General features: G+C 40.8%; 16 protein-coding genes and 1 pseudogene. 2 read left to right on the top strand and 15 right to left on the bottom strand.

The window, feature by feature from the left end; translation table 11 throughout:
• Positions 1–81: 81 nt before the first annotated feature.
• The 3 genes from IPJ09_15375 to IPJ09_15365 form a co-directional block, all read right to left on the bottom strand.
• Complete coding sequence (locus IPJ09_15375; protein MBK7372788.1) at positions 82–747, bottom strand: PorT family protein; 666 nt, start codon at positions 745–747, stop codon at positions 82–84.
• Positions 748–887: 140 nt separating this feature from the next.
• Positions 888–1,583: a response regulator transcription factor gene (locus IPJ09_15370; GenBank protein MBK7372787.1), complete on the bottom strand. Its 696-nt coding sequence runs from the start codon at positions 1,581–1,583 to the stop codon at positions 888–890.
• On the bottom strand, positions 1,576–2,643 hold the full coding sequence (locus tag IPJ09_15365) for a sensor histidine kinase (protein MBK7372786.1): 1,068 nt from the start codon (positions 2,641–2,643) through the stop codon (positions 1,576–1,578). Before IPJ09_15365 ends, IPJ09_15370 begins: the two co-directional genes overlap by 8 nt.
• 261 nt (positions 2,644–2,904) lie before the next feature.
• Between IPJ09_15365 and IPJ09_15360 the strand changes: the two genes are divergently transcribed.
• Entirely contained in the window at positions 2,905–3,474 is a 570-nt protein-coding gene (locus IPJ09_15360) for a CDP-alcohol phosphatidyltransferase family protein (protein MBK7372785.1), read from the top strand.
• A gap of 210 nt (positions 3,475–3,684) precedes the next feature.
• On the opposite strand, the gene IPJ09_15355 is transcribed toward IPJ09_15360, so the two are convergent.
• The 4 genes and pseudogenes from IPJ09_15355 to IPJ09_15340 form a co-directional block, all read right to left on the bottom strand.
• Positions 3,685–4,101: a hypothetical protein gene (locus tag IPJ09_15355; GenBank protein ID MBK7372784.1), complete on the bottom strand. Its 417-nt coding sequence runs from the start codon at positions 4,099–4,101 to the stop codon at positions 3,685–3,687.
• An 80-nt stretch (positions 4,102–4,181) separates the two neighbouring features.
• Positions 4,182–5,621: an arylsulfatase gene (locus IPJ09_15350; protein ID MBK7372783.1), complete on the bottom strand. Its 1,440-nt coding sequence runs from the start codon at positions 5,619–5,621 to the stop codon at positions 4,182–4,184.
• A gap of 70 nt (positions 5,622–5,691) precedes the next feature.
• Positions 5,692–7,452, bottom strand: a complete 1,761-nt coding sequence (locus tag IPJ09_15345; protein MBK7372782.1) for an ABC transporter ATP-binding protein — start codon at positions 7,450–7,452, stop codon at positions 5,692–5,694.
• A 180-nt stretch (positions 7,453–7,632) separates the two neighbouring features.
• Positions 7,633–9,502 (bottom strand): annotated as a pseudogene (locus IPJ09_15340) (FAD-dependent oxidoreductase).
• Positions 9,503–9,569: 67 nt separating this feature from the next.
• On the opposite strand from IPJ09_15340, the gene IPJ09_15335 reads away from it, so the two are divergent.
• The gene (locus IPJ09_15335; protein MBK7372781.1) at positions 9,570–9,887 is read left to right on the top strand and encodes a hypothetical protein; all 318 of its coding nucleotides are present in this window, start codon (positions 9,570–9,572) and stop codon (positions 9,885–9,887) included.
• A 204-nt stretch (positions 9,888–10,091) separates the two neighbouring features.
• On the opposite strand, the gene IPJ09_15330 is transcribed toward IPJ09_15335, so the two are convergent.
• From IPJ09_15330 to IPJ09_15295, 8 genes are all read right to left on the bottom strand, one after another.
• Positions 10,092–11,324 carry an endo-1,4-beta-xylanase gene (locus IPJ09_15330; GenBank protein MBK7372780.1) on the bottom strand — a complete coding sequence of 411 codons (1,233 nt, stop codon included), beginning with the start codon at positions 11,322–11,324 and terminating at the stop codon, positions 10,092–10,094.
• A 232-nt stretch (positions 11,325–11,556) separates the two neighbouring features.
• A complete protein-coding gene (locus tag IPJ09_15325) occupies positions 11,557–11,946 on the bottom strand; it encodes a DoxX family protein (protein ID MBK7372779.1) in 390 nt (129 codons plus the stop codon).
• A 116-nt stretch (positions 11,947–12,062) separates the two neighbouring features.
• Complete coding sequence (locus tag IPJ09_15320) at positions 12,063–13,304, bottom strand: erythromycin esterase family protein (GenBank protein ID MBK7372778.1); 1,242 nt, start codon at positions 13,302–13,304, stop codon at positions 12,063–12,065.
• 76 nt (positions 13,305–13,380) lie between these two features.
• Positions 13,381–14,274: a hypothetical protein gene (locus tag IPJ09_15315; protein MBK7372777.1), complete on the bottom strand. Its 894-nt coding sequence runs from the start codon at positions 14,272–14,274 to the stop codon at positions 13,381–13,383.
• Between the two features lie 49 nt (positions 14,275–14,323).
• On the bottom strand, positions 14,324–15,061 hold the full coding sequence (locus IPJ09_15310; GenBank protein ID MBK7372776.1) for a hypothetical protein: 738 nt from the start codon (positions 15,059–15,061) through the stop codon (positions 14,324–14,326).
• A 112-nt stretch (positions 15,062–15,173) separates the two neighbouring features.
• The gene (locus IPJ09_15305) at positions 15,174–15,680 is read right to left on the bottom strand and encodes a hypothetical protein (GenBank protein ID MBK7372775.1); all 507 of its coding nucleotides are present in this window, start codon (positions 15,678–15,680) and stop codon (positions 15,174–15,176) included.
• An 8-nt stretch (positions 15,681–15,688) separates the two neighbouring features.
• Positions 15,689–16,441, bottom strand: a complete 753-nt coding sequence (locus IPJ09_15300) for a hypothetical protein (protein ID MBK7372774.1) — start codon at positions 16,439–16,441, stop codon at positions 15,689–15,691.
• A complete protein-coding gene (locus IPJ09_15295) occupies positions 16,438–17,103 on the bottom strand; it encodes an SGNH/GDSL hydrolase family protein (protein ID MBK7372773.1) in 666 nt (221 codons plus the stop codon). Before IPJ09_15295 ends, IPJ09_15300 begins: the two co-directional genes overlap by 4 nt.
• Between the last annotated feature and the right edge of the window lie 50 nt (positions 17,104–17,153).

Raw genomic sequence — 17,153 nt, 5'->3', positions numbered from 1 at the left:
AGTGGTGATCCATGCCATATTAGTGATTGTTTTCATTTGACTAAATATATTTTAAACTGTACTTACCTGAATGCTCTATCATCAAGCTTTAGAAAAATGAAGACTTATGAGCATATTCCTGTTATATACTTCTTTATCATAAGAAATATTGGTCATGCCATAACAATACCTTAAATCAACAGTGACTATTTTTTGACTGACACGAAACGAATAACCTCCGCCCATTTGAATACCCGCATCAAAGCGCTTAAAACCACCAACCGAATTTTTAAATGTAAGATCAGAAGTCATGTCTTCTATTTTGCGAGTCCCATCAAAATTATACGCCAGGGATGGGCCTGCATTTAGATGGAATTTGCCAAAATGAAAACGTGCCAAAACCGGCAATTCTACCGAATAAAACCGGAGAGTAGATTCCGTATTTGTTAAAGGATTGTTGGCTTTTAATTTTCCTCCTCTCATCATAAAGTACAACTCCGATACTATTGAAAAATCAGACGAAAAACCAACCTGTAATGACAACCCGGCTTGTATTCCCAGCGCAGGCTTCTTATAGTCAGCCAATCCACTATTAGATTTACCATAATTGAGATTTGTACCTACTCCATTAATCAATATGTCTAAAGTAGTCTTTTGTGTGATTTTGTTTTTTACCCTTTCTGATCCTGATTCAATTGATTGACCAGATGTAGTAACGTATAGGAAAATCATACCCAATACGAAACCTGCTTGTACCATTTTTTTCATAACTTTTGTTTTATTAAATTGTTTTAAATGAATTAACAGAACAAAAGTATCTGGAGTAGAAGGGCCTTTAAACTTTGATATGCACAGGAGTAGAAAATGTCTGCATGTAGAGGCTTTTCATCTGCAAACTACCCCGAGACTTATAATCTGTTATTGATCAGATGAAAGAAAACCTCTTTGTAGGTATCCGATATAGGGATTAACTGATCAGCTATTTTTATTCTGCTTCGCTCTATAGATTCTATTTTGTGCAGTGCTACCATATATGATTTGTGCACCCTGCAGACCAGGCTGGAAGGGATGAGCTTTTCAAAATCACTGAAATTCTGTAAGGTCATCACCTTTTTATTTAGTGTATGAATTCTCCGGTAGTCTCTCATCCCTTCAATGTAGACGATTTCACTAATCATGATTTTCTCGAGCCGGTTTTCGGTCTTGACAAAAATAAAGTCAGCCTGTGTTTCAGAGTTCCGGTGGGATATATGTTCCTGCGCTTTATTTACAGCTTGTAAAAATCGATTAAAGGTAAACGGTTTTAATAGATAGTCAGTTATCTGTAGTTCGTAACCCTTTAAGGCATATTCCTGGTAGGCCGTAGTCAGGATCACCTGGCTATTTATTTTTGAGCTCTCCAGCAATTCTATACCGGATAGTTCATCCATATTGATATCCAGAAAAAGTAAATCCACTTTGTTATTATTTAAAAAAGCAAGCCCGGTCAGTGCATTGTCAAAGGTTCCGCTTAAATGTAAAAAAGGAACCTTGTGTACAAAGTCCTTCGTTTTTTCGAGCGCAAGGGGCTCATCTTCAATAATGATACAGGTGTATTTATCCATTGGGAATTGTTAAATTGATGCTATACTGTTCATTCGTTTTATGTACTTCTAAGGTATGCCTACCACCATAGATTAGGTTGAGTCTTTTTTTTATCAGTTCATTGCCTAAGCCACTATTCAATGGAGGAGCCATTGATTTGGGATCAAACTTGTTTTCACAGATTAATTGTATCGTTTCATCTTTTATGTTGAGATTGACTATAATTGCATTTTCTATTTTTTTATTGGTCGTATGCTTAAATGCATTTTCAATAAATGGGATAAATACCATGGGGGCAATGGATTTGAAGCCAGGATTGCCGGTTACTTTGAAATCGACATAGTTTTCGTTTGATGTTCTTATTTTTTGTAATGATATATATTTGTCCATGTATTCAATTTCTTTAGATAATAGAATTTTATCCCCCTTCGTTTCATAAAGTATAAATCGCATGATATCAGATAATTTATTTAAATAATCTGACGCCGTCACGGCATCTTTTAAAATCAAGGCGTCAATATTATTGATGGTATTAAATAAAAGATGAGGGTCAAGTTGAGATTTTACCAGGGCCATTTCCATTTCAAAGTTTTTTTCTTTCAACATCTCCTTAAGTTTGATCTCATTATACCAGGTGATAAACCCCTTAATGACCAAGGCGACACTACCGCATATCGAACCAATAAAAGTCATTACAGCAATAGTTCTTAGAGCGGTTGATCTGCCATGTATGCCACCCTCATCCATATCCATCACGTGACCCGATTCTATCAGATACCTCAACAGGATATAACCTATCACAGCCGCTATTGCAGATATGAGTATGCCCAGGATGATGGCAAGGAAAATTTTTCCCTTTTGAAGATACCGGGGAAATAAAAAAAAATAATACGCCCAATAAGAAATAAACGAAGGAATAAATGCAAATAAAAAAATACTGTTAAACGCATTCGCAACCCGATATTGAGGATTATTCACACTGAGTATGCTTCTGTAGTAGATGCCTAACATGATGACTATTAGTATGAAATAACACAACCAGAAACCAAGATGTAATAAAACAACAAACGACTTTTTCATGAGCTTAAAAATACCTGCCTAAAAGGATGTAAAAATCCTATCTTGCTTTGGTTTAAAAGAAAATGTTCTGCAAACTGGCCAAATTTGTCTGCAAAGTAGAGAATATAACATGATCGTAGTCATCTTAAATGCTTGCCAACTATTTTAACCAAAAAGCACTCTTTTGATCACACAGTTGATTGAGATTCTGCCCTTAACTTAATGAATCAAATTTGTCTTTTTTGAGTAAATTTCTAACTACCTAAGCCTGTGAACAGAGAAATCCATAAAAAAAGCTGGTACCTCATCAACGGTATCACGCTATATAGAATTTTTTCAGCTCCTTTTTTGCTGATATTGATTTTAAATGGGCGATTGGATGTATTCAAGTGGTTGTTGGGATTGAGCTTTTTTACTGATCTGATAGATGGGTACCTGGCTCGAAAATATCAGGTGACTAGTATGCTGGGAGCACGGCTGGATTCTATCGGCGATGATCTCACTGTGCTGGTAGCCATGATAGCCCTCCTGGTTACACAGCCGGCATTTATCAAACAGCAGATCGTGATATTCATCATCTTGCTGGCCCTATTTCTTATTCAGGCGATCTATGCTTTTATCCGGTATGGAAAGTTTACCAGTTTTCATACCTATCTCGCAAAAGCAGCAGCCCTGTTACAAGGTTTGTTTTTTCTGGCCTTTTTCTTTTTAGATCGACCTAATATGGTTTTATTTTATGTAGCGGCTTTAGTGACCATGCTTGAGCTAATAGAGGAGACGATACTGGTCGGTATGGTAAAGGAGTGGCAGACAAATGTGCATGGGGTATGGTGGTGGCTGAAGGGGCGTTGAATTTGAGTCCAGCATTCATTTTGTCGGATAGGAGCTAGGGAATCCTTCATTAGGGAATTTCCATTCTATTAAATAAGCTATCGGGGATATATTAATGACTTAAAGGACATAAGCTCGTGGAGTTAAACCAAAATTATTGGAACACTATTCGACCTATAACGGGAAGTATGTAGCCTCTCTTTGTATCATCTTGATGTGAAAGAGGTTCTATCAATGAAAAATAAGTACTGCTAGCACTACGATCACCAACGCGGTAATCAAAGTAAATCTCCCCAACGTTGTTACTTTATCACCATAGCGCTCATCCCCGCCTTTAATTTTATTAGAGTATGAACTAATGGTAATGATCAATGCAGCCAATACCAGCACCAATACCAGCTTGGCCATCAGCAAAGGTGTATTGCCCAATGACTTCCAATAAGGTGTCATCAGGTAGCCCCCTGACAATATCAGCAATACCAATCCGATCTGCCCCATTCGAAGCAATACGGATGAGCCTGTTCTAAATTTTTTGGCATCTTCTGCTGGCATTTTGGCAGCTGCAATACCCAAAAACATCATAGCGATGCTGGTACCCAGGCCCATGGCCAGCCCAATAAAATGGACGATTAAAAAAATCTCTTTCATGTTTAGTTTTTTATTGGTTTATAATAAGAAACAAGTTAGCACATTTCTGTAAATACCACATACTGTAGGATCCCTAAAAGTCAATGCAACTTTTCAATAAACGGGAAGTCGGTATTGGGCTCCCTGATGATTTTTAATTGGTCCAGCAGTTCTTTTACCACTTCAGGATGCGCTGCCGCTACATTATTCTTTTCTTCAAGATCTGTACGGAGATTATAAAGTTCGGTGGTGATATTGACGGTGTCCAGTACTTTGTACCTGACCAATTTCCAATCTTCTTTTCGTATAGCTTGCCGTCCTCCCTGCTCGTGAAACTCCCAATACAGGTAATTATGTTTTTTCTGATTCCGCTGGCCAAGTAAAGTAGGCAGGAATGAGATACCATCTATTTGCTCCGGAGCTTGGACACCAGCCAGGTCTGCGACCGTAGGCATCACATCCCAAAACGCAGAGATCAAATCGGTCTGAGACGCTGGCTGTATCTTGCCTGGCCATCGCGCTATCATGGGTTCGCGGATACCCCCTTCGTATACATCTCGTTTATATCCTCTCAGTCGGCCATTGCTGTCAAAATAGTCAGGGTCGGCGCCGCCTTCCAGGTGGGGGCCATTGTCCGAAGAAAAGATCACCAGCGTGTTTTGGTCCAGTCCAAGTGTTTTCAATTTATCGAGGACTTCACCGACCTGCTTGTCTAATAAAGTAACCATCGCAGCAAAAGCAGCATGGCTTTCCTCCTGAGTCCCATATGCCCCAAGTCTGAAATTTTCATCACCTGGCTCTGCTCCTTTAAAACTTTTTTCGGGTAACAACTTTCCCCTGAAGGCTTTTATATTCTCTTCCTGTAATAATAATTCTGCATGCGGGATGGTCGATGGATAAAATAAAAAGAATGGATGATCTTTATGCTCTTCAATAAATCGTAAAGCCTGCTGATGGATCTGGTCTGGTGCGTACGTTTCAAATCGGTCTCCTTGATTTCCCGCCAGTATCACTTGCTGCTGATTGTCCCATAAATGTCCAGGATAATAATTGTGAGCCAGTCTCTGACAGTTGTAACCATAAAAAGTATCAAATCCCTGCATATTGGCATCCCCTTCTGAGCCGGGATAGCCAAGCCCCCATTTTCCGAATCCACCGGTGACATAGTCTGCCTGTTTGAGCATTTCTGCTATCGTCACCGAAGCGGCGGCCATGGGCCATTGTCCTTCCGGCATCCACTCTTTGTTGCCCCGGATCGGTGTGTGTCCGGTATGTAGCCCCGTCATTAATGAAGACCGTGACGGCGCACATACGGGACAGCCGGCATAATGTTGAGAAAAGGTCATGCCTTCCTTCGCCATACGATCGATATTGGGGGTTAGAAATCTTTTTTGCCCGTAACAACTCAAGTCACCATAACCCAGGTCATCAGCCAGGATATAAATGATATTGGGCTTTGCTGTTTCAGTTTTTTTTGATGCTTGTTTCCCATTATTCCGGCAGGCTCCACAAATAATCATGACGGTCATTAACACCATCATCCTTTGACCAAGATTCCTTTTGTTATGATGCATTCAATTTTTCTCTTAATAAAACCTTTTATCAAATATATTATTCCAGGTGATTCCTGAGATCATTAAACTTTTTACTTTCTTTTTTTAGTGCAACTAAGGTACCTTCTTCTACGATTCTACCATTGTCGATCACATAGATATAATCAAAGTACTCTAACAAATGCAAACGATGGAGTGCAGAGACCATCACCTTATTCTCGAATAATTGGAATAACCTTTTGTAGATGATGAGTTCTGTCTTGGGATCGACACTGCTGGTAGGCTCATCCATCAATATGATATCGCTGGTTTGTGCAGCGAGAATACCTCGGGCCAATGCCAATCGTTGTTTTTGCCCCCCGGATAGATTGACGCCCTTCTCTTGTATATTGCTATCGAGTCCTTTTGGTAATTGATCTATCACTTCCTGAAAGGCTACTGTCTCACAGGCTTGACGGATTACGCTTTCATCATAAGGCAAGCCTAAGGTGATATTATACCGAATCGTATTCTCAAATATCTCCGGATCTTGTGGGAACAGGGTCACCAGGTTATATAAAGCCTCCAGGTTGGCAAGTTGATGAGCTCCCTGGATCATATTTACTCCCGGAAGTGGCGGGTAAAGCCCTCGCAGGACCGCCAGAAGGGTTGATTTTCCTCCGCCACTTTCTCCAATAAATGCGATTCGTTTGCCCCGATCAAGTCGGATATGGATGTCTTGCAGAGAGTGTGCCAGGTTCGTACCGATCGATTGATCATGGTGGGAATATTGCAGGTTTTTGATCTCTATGGACCGCCAATCCGGGTCTAAGTGTTGGTCTGCCGTAGTAGGATGATATTGATGAAAGGCATGCTGAATCTCCTCGACTGCCCGCACATCCGTATTGTAGCGCACGATTTGATTGTATTGCCAGGCGATGTCGTGAAATACACTGGTAAACTGATTGACATAAGCGATCAGGGTGACCAGGCCTCCTATCAGAAATACTTTGCCCGGCTCATACTGTTGATAAATATAACCCGTGATGGTAATGACATAGATACCGGCGACGAGCATGTCTGCCACAAACCATTTCCATTCGTTGATGGTCACGTTTTTGCGATATGGAGGCCATACCCGCTGAATGGCATCGTACAAACTTTTTTTCATCTGGGGTTCCAACCGGAGGGTGATGACCGTATTGATATTAGATAGGCTGTCAAATAGGTTGGCGCTGACTTTGTGTTCCTGCTCATTGGTCTCGTGCAGGTATTGAATCAGTGGCCGGTCAAAACGAAAAATCACGGCTACAATCACTGCGCCTAAGATCAAACCTATGCCTCCAAACAAGGGCGTAAAATAAATCATGGCAACAAAAGACATCACAAATTTGGCCAGCGCATGGATATACATAAAACCATTTTGGAAAAAATCTTTGAGCGCTTCGTAGGCTTTGCGGATACGGCTGATGATGACTCCACTGTGATGATCCTGATGCCATTTGACGGGCAAATGCAGCGCCTGATCATAGAGCTCCATCATAAAATTGCGGGACAGATTAAATGCCAGCTTGCGTTCCCGTACGCGCGCGGGTCCGTGAAAAAACCACTCCAGCAGTTTAAGCCCCAGGTAAGCCAGGCCATATTGCCATGCATAACGCCAAACTGCGATGCCATACTGTTGTACACCGTTGATCATCCAACCATACAGCAGTGGGTGACAAGCATCGGTGAGGTTGGAGAGCATGAATGAAAAATATACCCGCACATAATCCTTTTTTTCTCCGCGGGCATATCGCCAGGCGGTAGCCAGTAGATTGATATAGGGGTTGCGGGGCATGGGTGTGTTGTAGGTGCGTGGTTGAATGAATTTAAATAAATAAAAGATGCCTCAGATCCATGGTAAGGTTAGTTTTTATAATTATCTGACAACGTTTTATGCACTTTGCAGACTATTAATTATGATAAATATAGTGTGACGATGTTAGAATACAAAACAGGTTGTTATGGATAAAAAAGATCATTTGATCACCTGCCCTGTTATATCTACCCTATTACTTTCAAAAGGATCAAACAATGCATCGAACAGTACAGCAAAGCTACCGCGTGTCATCGATCGGGGACCTTCAAAATCTTTGAGGCTGAGGTGTTCGATGAGGGCTTTTTCATCCTGACTCCAACTTGGCAGCGGACGGGACGGATGTTCGTTTTGAACCAACTCTTTAATCCAGCGCAACATATTGTCATTGGTTAATGATTTGGGTATAGGTAGGTGATTCGACGAAATATAAGGCTTGAGTCCAACTTCCAGCTCTTGTGCTTGTAATAAACTATCCGGATAAAACCAGGTTTGATTTTCCCAGCCTACATTCATACCGACTCCTTTGAGGATACCGGTACTACCGATGCGTTGGTAAGCGGAGAAGTGTGGATGAGTCTTAGGTACATCCAGATAAGGCAATAGATAACCTCCCTGCTCTAAAAGTAGTCTTTGCAATGTGCGTACACTGATATGTTCAGGTGTTGTATTAGATTGTACGGCAAGAGCGGCCAAAGACCCTGCCGCCTGTCCTATTTGTAAAACCACAGGTTGAAGACGAGTAGTACCATTGACAATATTCGATACGGAGATAGACTTTTCTGCTACGATAAAGTTTTTTACTTTTTGTGGCAATAATACACCCAGGGGTACAGTATATGAGGGTACCGGAAAAAAAATGAAGCTCCGGCAGCTGATCGGCATCCGGGTGGGCAGCATGATGATGATCGATAGGATAGTCCCCCACGGCGATACCGGTTCTATATAAAGGATCTTTTTGCTCAAAAGGCTTTGCAATATCATTCACCGTGAGCGTCACCAATCCCTTAATTCTCCTTGATTCTCGGTGGTACGGTATTAGCGGCATATGGTCAGCCGTAGGAAACTCATTTTCGGCCAAACTCAAATTGGAAAAACCTAATTCCGTTTGGAGATAATACAAAAATTGAAGCGATTTTATTTTGGCTTTCTCATATTGTGCCTGACGCTCTGTTTCCGTCAGGTCGACCGTGTTGGAGTAGTAATCATTTCCATTGATGGGCCAGTTGATCATATATTTATTATTGGGAAGTGCACCGTAGGTGATCAGTTTGTCCGGTGGCCAAAGTGTTCGTTTCATCGTTTTGGCCCCAGTGCACAATAAGGACTGACTGGAACAATAGAATACAGAAGCATCGTATCCTGCTGGTGGATCGATAATAACCGGTTTGCCATAATCCTCCAATATCAATACATAGGTCATATCCTGAATCACCTCATTTGCTTTTACCGGAGCTATTGATTCATGATACTTATCCTGAGGATCCATGCCGACACTATATTCTATCCCTGCCAGCTTCACTACATCGCCTAATTCTGTAGCATCGATGACTATTTTGGCTTTTATCTGCTTCTCTCCTTTTTCGGTCCTGACTTTTGCGGTCCATCCGTTTTGAGTGGGAGCTAGTGATAACAAGTTGGTATGGAAATATAAAGACAGTGATTTTTCTTTTTTCGCCAACTGCTGAAAAATCTCGTTGCCCACCGAAGGCTCGAAGAGCGTTTTGCTCACCCATCCTGTCTGCAGTTTTTCTTCCGATCCATAGTGAGCGACCAGGCTGTCTCTAAACTCTCCCCAGAATCCGGAAGGTAATTTGTAGTTGCCATCTGTAGCACTTACTCCTGCGGCAGTCAACATGCCTCCTAGCCAGGGGCCTTGTTCTATAAGGATCGTCGAAACTTGTAGTCTGGCAGAACTTATCGCTGCTGCTATGCCGCTAGCGCTTCCACCTATGACTAATACCTCGGTCTCCTCAGGAGTTGAACACTGAATGAATGGGAGTATGATTAATATGAATAAACGCTTTATCATAAGCATGGATCAAAGTTTATATCTTATTAAAAAAAATTTGACTGCTCTTGAATCCTTAAGGTAATTTATGTTGCCCTCTATAGCACTTATCTCTGACGCCTTCAACCAACCTTGTTCCCTCTTCGATCAGGATAATAAAAGCCTGCGCGGCCTGGAAAGCAATTTTAGTTTCTGCGATCCAACTTACTCTTTCTCCGCAAAATTAATACATCCTTCGATCTGGCATAAAAAGATCGGTTTTCCGTCAATCGTATCTCGTACTGGTGACCATGTCCGCCGATGTCATGTAGTTTTGCTACTCTCCTTTATGTCTAAAACTTTTTATAATTCTACGGAGTATACTGTCATCAATGGTATCGAACTCACTTTTATCGTAAAGTGTTAATAAATAGATTTCTTTATTTTCTGTGACACCCCCCCCCCCCCCCCCCCCCCCCCCCCCCCCCCCCCCCCCCCCCCCCCCCCTTTTCCCCCTTTTCCCCCCCCCCCCCCCCCCCCCCCCTTTCCTCCCCCTGGGGCCCCCCCCCCCCCCCCCCCCCCCCCCCCCCCCCCCCTTCTTTGGTTTCGTATCAATTTTGTAAAATCACTATCAAAACGCTACCGTTTCCACTCCTTTTTCTTTCTTCAAATTCACCATTTTTTCCACCCCATCAACCGATACTCTATAAGTTCCATAAAATGCCGGAATGACAGCCGCCCCATCTCTGTCCATGATTCCGGAGGTACTCGTCCACCAATCCTGAAAGATGAGTTTGTAATACGCTGCAGCGGCAGGGGTCGGTGACCAGTCGCGGCGGTACAAAGAGGATTCGGGTATCCAGTTGGCTCCTGCCCAAAAGCCCCACATCAATATGCTCTCGACGGCAGGGTGTGCGAAACAGATTTTATAATAATCAATGATTTCACTGGCCTTTTGCAGTTCTTGTTCCGGACTCATCTTGGCGGTGTCATTTTGAACATACCGCGATCGCTGTCCCGGAACATTGAATTCTGTCACCTTGATCGGTAATCCAAAAATAGCCAGCGAGTCTAGTGATCGCTTAAGCGCTTCTCTATCAAAAGTATCCCCATGCAGATGCCCCTGCACGCCTATGCCCGCGATGGGCACTCCCTGGCTGAGTAAATCCCTGATCTGCGCCATGTACTTGTCCAGCCACTTTCCAGTCAGGATGTCATAATCATTGAGATAAAGCCTGGCCGTCGGATCAGCCTCGTGTACCCACGCCGCCATCTTTTTGGTGATATCATGACCCAGACGCTGCTCGTAGTAATTGCCATGGATCATTTCGTTATTGAGATCGTACTCAATAAATCGTCCTTTGTATCGGCCGGCTATATCGTGCGCCCGATCTTTTAGCGATTTTTCCAACTCTTCATTGCTCATCGTTTTTAACCAGGGTTGTACAAACTTTTCTATTCCCCAGAAAATATTGTGCCCTCTGAGTGGAATATGATTGGCTTCTGCCCAGGCCAGGATGCCATCAACCACAGTGTAGTTGACCTTGCCTTGCTCCCGCTCCATGCTCAACCATTTTACGGCATTTTCTGTCACCGCACTATTGAAGTTTAAGAGAAATTTTTCGCGGTATTGTTTTTGATTTTCCGCAGACCAATTATCTCCGGCCAAGCCATTGCTGATCGCTGCACCAAACAGGAATTCATGACTGAGTTGTTCGACGACTACTTTGGCACCGGGCCTGGCCTTGATGATGAGCTGGCCTTTGCGGTTGTGGTCGATGTCTTCGTTGATACCTGGGTACTGAGCATGCACCAGCACAATGGAAGTAGTAAATAAGAGAATAAGTGAGGATCTGAATTTCATTAGACAAAATTATAAGCTGGTAAAGTTACTCCGAATTGGGCAAGAAACCATTAGGCAAGAAGCTTGCATAATATTTGAGCGATAAACTCGAACTACACCTATTGCTTATTTTATTCCACTCCATTCATAAGACTCCCTGCTCTGAAATATTCCGATGAAAATGAATATACAAACCTGAATAATATATACAGGTATCTAAAACTTCATTTTTTAGCCGTGTACCCACACTATTTCACCTGGAATCCCGGGCAGATATTACGATCAATACGGTTATCAATAAAACACTATATTCTACTCCGCCTGATTGGTACCCTACTACAAACCAGCCATTCGCGGCGTGTACCAATATGATGCCCATGACCAACTGAAAAATGAATACAGGCGCAATCAACCTGGTAAAATATCCGGCTGCCATCAGTATTCCACCGACTATTTCAAAAAATGTCACACCCCAGGCGATAGCTGAGCCAATAATAAAGCCCTTGCTGTTGAGAAACTCGCCAAACCCATTTACAGTCCCGGCATATAATCGGATGCAGCCATGAGCAGCAAGTAAGAGGCCTGGAATGATTCTTAATAGGGTCAGTGCAGATGATTCAGGCAGGAAAGGAAATTTTTTCATGAGTTTATTGGATATGGAATAAATGATATTATTGAAATTTGAATGAAGTTTTAAATCTTAAGGAGGAGGTTAGGCAAGCGAACACCATGAACAACCAGAAGCTTAATTTTCGTTTTTCAGGGCTCAGGCATGGAAATCATTTTAATAAATAGTAAGCCGTCGAATTGTTTGGCAAGTACCATAGAGTTTGATCCAGCCAGATCTATAAAGCTATCATTAATTGTAATATTCCGGTAAAGCCAGTCGTTGGTTTCATCCTTTATTTTCGGTACATCCAGAAAACCAACAAAACCCGGTAAACTGCCAATTACATGTTTAATATCCAGTGTTGTTGAATCAGGTGGAGCCAATTTTATCCTATTACCTGTATTATCCGCATATTCGCCCGTACCAGCAAAAACCCCAACAGTATACATAGGTGTTGAATAAGCTTGCGCTAAGATCGCTCCCATTACCTGTTCATTTGGATTATCTCGTGCAACATGAAAATTATGGGCAACTACAATTAGTTTTTCGTTTTTAAAAATATACTCTTTCAGCCATTTTATATTTTCTGCCATAGCAAGGTCTCTCGCAGCCCATCGTGAATGCCAATCCCCGTCTTTAACGAATTGAAGCATATATTGCAGGTAAATAACTCTGTTCACAATAGTTCGGAGCACAAGCACAAACATTTTAGAAGTATCTACAGGCCTGCTTTTAACCATTAGCTCATAAACGTGCTGATAATCTTTTACCAGATCTTGTGTTGTTGTATAAACCGAATCATAAACAATGTTTCGGGTTGTAAGCTTACGTTGCAGTAAACCGTACCTGTCTTCAAGAGTTTTGTAATGAACTATATCTAACATTTTATTACTTGCCAGTGTATTCAACCACGGTTCAAAAGTACTCCCGGTCCTTTGCACATCAAATCCGGCTATTGACATACCGGATGATTTAATATATCCCATTAAATCCCTGAATTCGCTGGTACGCCAACTACCAAAAAATCCATGCGTCATTTGTGCATCCGTCAAATTACTTCTATCGATATCAATAGCAACAAGTTCACCAATGCCTGATTCAAAAAGTACCGTGTTGAATCCAGCATTGTTGTGAAGGAAACGGATCAAATCATTTCGCAATTTAAATATTTCCTTTGACCCATGATTAGGCTCTCCAAGCAATACTATGCGCTTGTCTTTAATAGCTGTTTTAAGGGATTGCCAGTTAGATTTTGAAAGGATAGTATCATTACAAATAGTGTTCACGGTGTTATTTAAATAAATCAGTTGATGGGATGTCAAGTTCTGTCCTGTCAGACGCCCAGTCCAAAAAATCAGTAAAAAAGATAACATTACTACGGATCCTTTCATGGTGGCTTATTAGCTATAAAAATTTTTCATGGTTTGTATTCGATTACCCGCGTAAAAGCAAACTATAGAAATTTTATTAATTCAACACACTGCTTATAGGTACCACTTCAAACTGTTGCGAAGCTTTAAACATTTCTTCTAGTATAAAAGCATGACCAAAACCAATGATGACGAGTATTCTTTCTTCCGGTTCGGTACAAAGCTTCTTGATGTTGCTGAAGATCCGGGTATTTCGCTGATACCAATGGCCTGTCAAGTCTGCTCCGGCATAAGTACTTTTGTTGCCTGCATGCACAAGGCCGGTAAACCAAATTCTTTTTCTTGCCGCTTTCATTTCTTCACTGTTGACAAACTGAAGATAATTTTTGAGTGACATCAAGTATTGGACAGAGTCAACATACTGGTTAAACCGCTCATTTAATGAATCAAAGGTTGCCATTTCACTCGCCTCAGATTGTTGAGCTTTATATTGTTCCCAGTCATCTATTTCCAGCAAAGATTCAGGTTGCTTTGGTTTGTTATCTATGCAGAATAACTTTTTATGATCCATCATTTTAGCCAATCTGAAACCAACCTGGTAATACTCTCCCGCTTTTAACTGCCAGGTTCCTTTCAGATAATCCTGGTACCGTTTTTGAAATAAAGAATCCATCTCTGGCAACCACTCTATACAGATCCTGGTGGGGTTAAATGCCTTCAACTGTAAAACGATTTGCTCAATTTCAAGTTGCTTTTTAGAACCCAACATGTCTACCTCGGTCTTGGGTTTCCAGTCACTGGCATTATTACTCAGGTCAAAATGTGGTGACCCTAATATCAATACTTTATGATGAGGACTGGGAGAACCCGGCAAATTTTTTATGGCCTGGGAATAACTGAGCTCGTACGTAACTGGTACAGCCGGTGTTTGCGCTTGTGACCACGTAAGGATCATTAGACTGCAGATCAAACAAATAAATTTATTTTTCATTTTAACAATGTTTTAGACTGGTTCTAGAGAATTAAATACTTGTACTTTTTTACTTTGGAAAGACTGCAATCACGCTGGCTTTTTCATCCAGGAATTCCATTTTCGCGGCTCCAATGTCATCTATATAAAGCCGGGCTCTCACATTCCCCTTTTTATCCTTAAGCTGTATTTGAGCTACTTCGTTTTTACTCCCTATGAACATTCGCTCCACGCCATTTTCGCCATGACCTTTAGCTTCATTCCATAATTTATAGAGTGAATCAACCCTGGGTTTATTTTCCCCTGCTTCTTTTATTTCTTTCAATAAATCAAGCATATAGTCATAGCTTGCATTCACGGGCCTGTCCCATATGCGCATACCCGCATAACGATTGCCGCTTTTATCGTTATAGTCCAAAGCCATCACCTGGTTTTGCTTCCACTGATCGAAGGATAAGTGCCCAACTGCCGAATAACCAGTTGAATCTTTTTTAATACCGGCATATTGTATTCCTCCAACTTCATCACCCAGTTCGTTAAAAAAGATCATTCCTGACATATACTCTCGACCATCAATCACATCTCTTTCATACGTTTTACCATTAAGTGTGGGGCCAGGCATAAGCCGCCTGTTGGAAATCACTAAAACCGGCTTACCATTTGTGCCAATGATATTGATGCGTTCTGCATTAATTTCTTTAAAGTTTTTTACTTTGTCAAATCCGGCGAGAAAGATAAAAACAATAAAACTTATCAGTATAATATTGCTTACCATAAGAAATCGGACAAAAAATGGATACTGTTTCATAATATATTTAAATAATTTAGTTTTTTAGAATCAGTCAATACCCTTTTTAATCAAATGGTTTGTGCCGATCACAAACTGCAGCAGTGGTCGATATCTAAATAAAATGTCCCTTTCATTTTTTTATTTCAGGCTCATTGGTCGATACATTACACACAAGCTTCCATCCCTCCCTTTTGGATTTTTTAAAAATGGAAACCCAGGCAAAATGAGTGATTTCTTCGATAAGGTTATTTTCTGCATTTTTATAGGTAAGCAACACTAGTTTATCTACAATCACATAAGCCATCGAAGCGTCTGTTGAAAAATCGATCCTGGGGGGATTAATATCAGTCCACTCCCGTATCTCCACTTTATCAAAATAATTTTGAAAACGAAGCAGGGTAGAATCTTTTGAGGTGGTTGATATTTTACCACCCTTAACAGAAACCATTTTATCAGCAAATTGATCAACAAACAAATTTGCGTCTTTATTCAGATGTGCTACCTCTTGCTCTTTATGAAGCTCCAGTAATGTAAGCCGCTCCTTTTCAAGGTCAGGCTTTTTACAACAAGCAGTGAAGGATAATAAAAATGGGCACACTGCCACTAATACGAAAAACCTATTATTTAATTTAATCATTCAGTTACCTATTTATATTCAAAATCGGGGATGTTGAATTGAAGTTTTATAAAATTGAAAACGTAGTTTTTCCCACTTTGATCTATTACGACATGATAAGGCATTAGCAAATTTTCAATTTTTTTCCAGTTGGAAAATTTAATTGTAAGCACCTCGTTTAAAGTATCTGGATTTTGGATTTCAATCGCTGTCAACAACCTGGTATCATGATCAAAGGACAATAAACATGGATGATTCAACTCATCTTTTGCCTTTACCTGGTTTACTAGAGTCGCGGCTATTTTGCCTTTTGTAGGTACTTCAAAGTCATGGTATCGTTCATTTAACTCAAGCACTATATTTTGAAATTCATGGCTTCGGATAGAATATACTGCTTCCCTGGAGAGTGGTCTCACTGAATCGAAAAATGAATATCCCTTTATCTTTTTCTCAATCACTGCTTCAAACGTTTCCGGCTTGTAACTGTATACCTGTTTAAAAAAGCTGTACCCTTCAACTGCCGTATGAATCTCTGTGGTGTATTTTCCATCGGGCGATATACAATCTGCCATTGATATAAGATTCATAATTTTCTCTCTGTTGGACTTATTTCCCACGGCGTTCAGGGAGGCTTCTACCATATCTTCAGCGGACTTATCATTTACCTCCTCTCTGTTGGTTGGATTTACACAACTGCAGCAGAGTATCAATATAATTAAAAATAGATATTTATTTGGCTCAGATGACCTATTCATGTGTATAACCAGCGTCCTCTTAGTCATTTGAATAGAGTTTCAAAAATTATTTTTGCTGCATTTTTACTACCAATTGCTGAAGGATGAAACATATCGGGACCATAAAAGGAATAATCTCCTGTTTCCTGGAAATATTTTTTCCAAAGCACACCCACCGGGCACAACAAAGAATTGGTCGAAAGGGCCGCATCTGTATAGTTTTGAATTACTCCGTCAAAAGTTTGAATATTGGAGAATGCCGGCCAAACCATAAAAAAAGCCAGTTGTGTATTAGTATTGTCGCACAATGTTTTAATTTTTACCCCGAAATCAAATAGCCTGCGGCGACCATCTATTTGCGATGAAGGTCCCTGTTGAATTACCACAAAATCATATTTATATTTAGATAAAAGCTTTTGTACTTGCCCGTCGTTCCAATGATCTTCCAATGCATAGTTAGGAGATGCCAGGATAGTTGTTTTTATCTCAACACCGTTTTCTTTTCCAAAAGCAACTACTAATTTGGGTAAATCATTTGTGTAAGTAAGGCTGTTTCCAACAAACAGAATTGTCTTCAAAGCACCTGTGTATGGTTTTTCTGAAGAGATATGTAAAAAATTAGCTGGTTTGGTTGCGCCTACCACTATAATCAGCCCAATAAGTAGAATGATCTTCATTATAGCCGCATACTTAGCACTTACCATAATCATGCAGACTGGTTTTGTAATATTCTGTAAATGGATATGATTTATTCATGGCT

Source organism: Saprospiraceae bacterium, from assembly GCA_016709995.1.
Taxonomy (GTDB): Bacteria; Bacteroidota; Bacteroidia; order Chitinophagales; family Saprospiraceae; genus JADJLQ01.
Note: the sequence above shows the minus strand (reverse complement) of the source record. Positions and strands in the feature narration are given on the sequence as shown.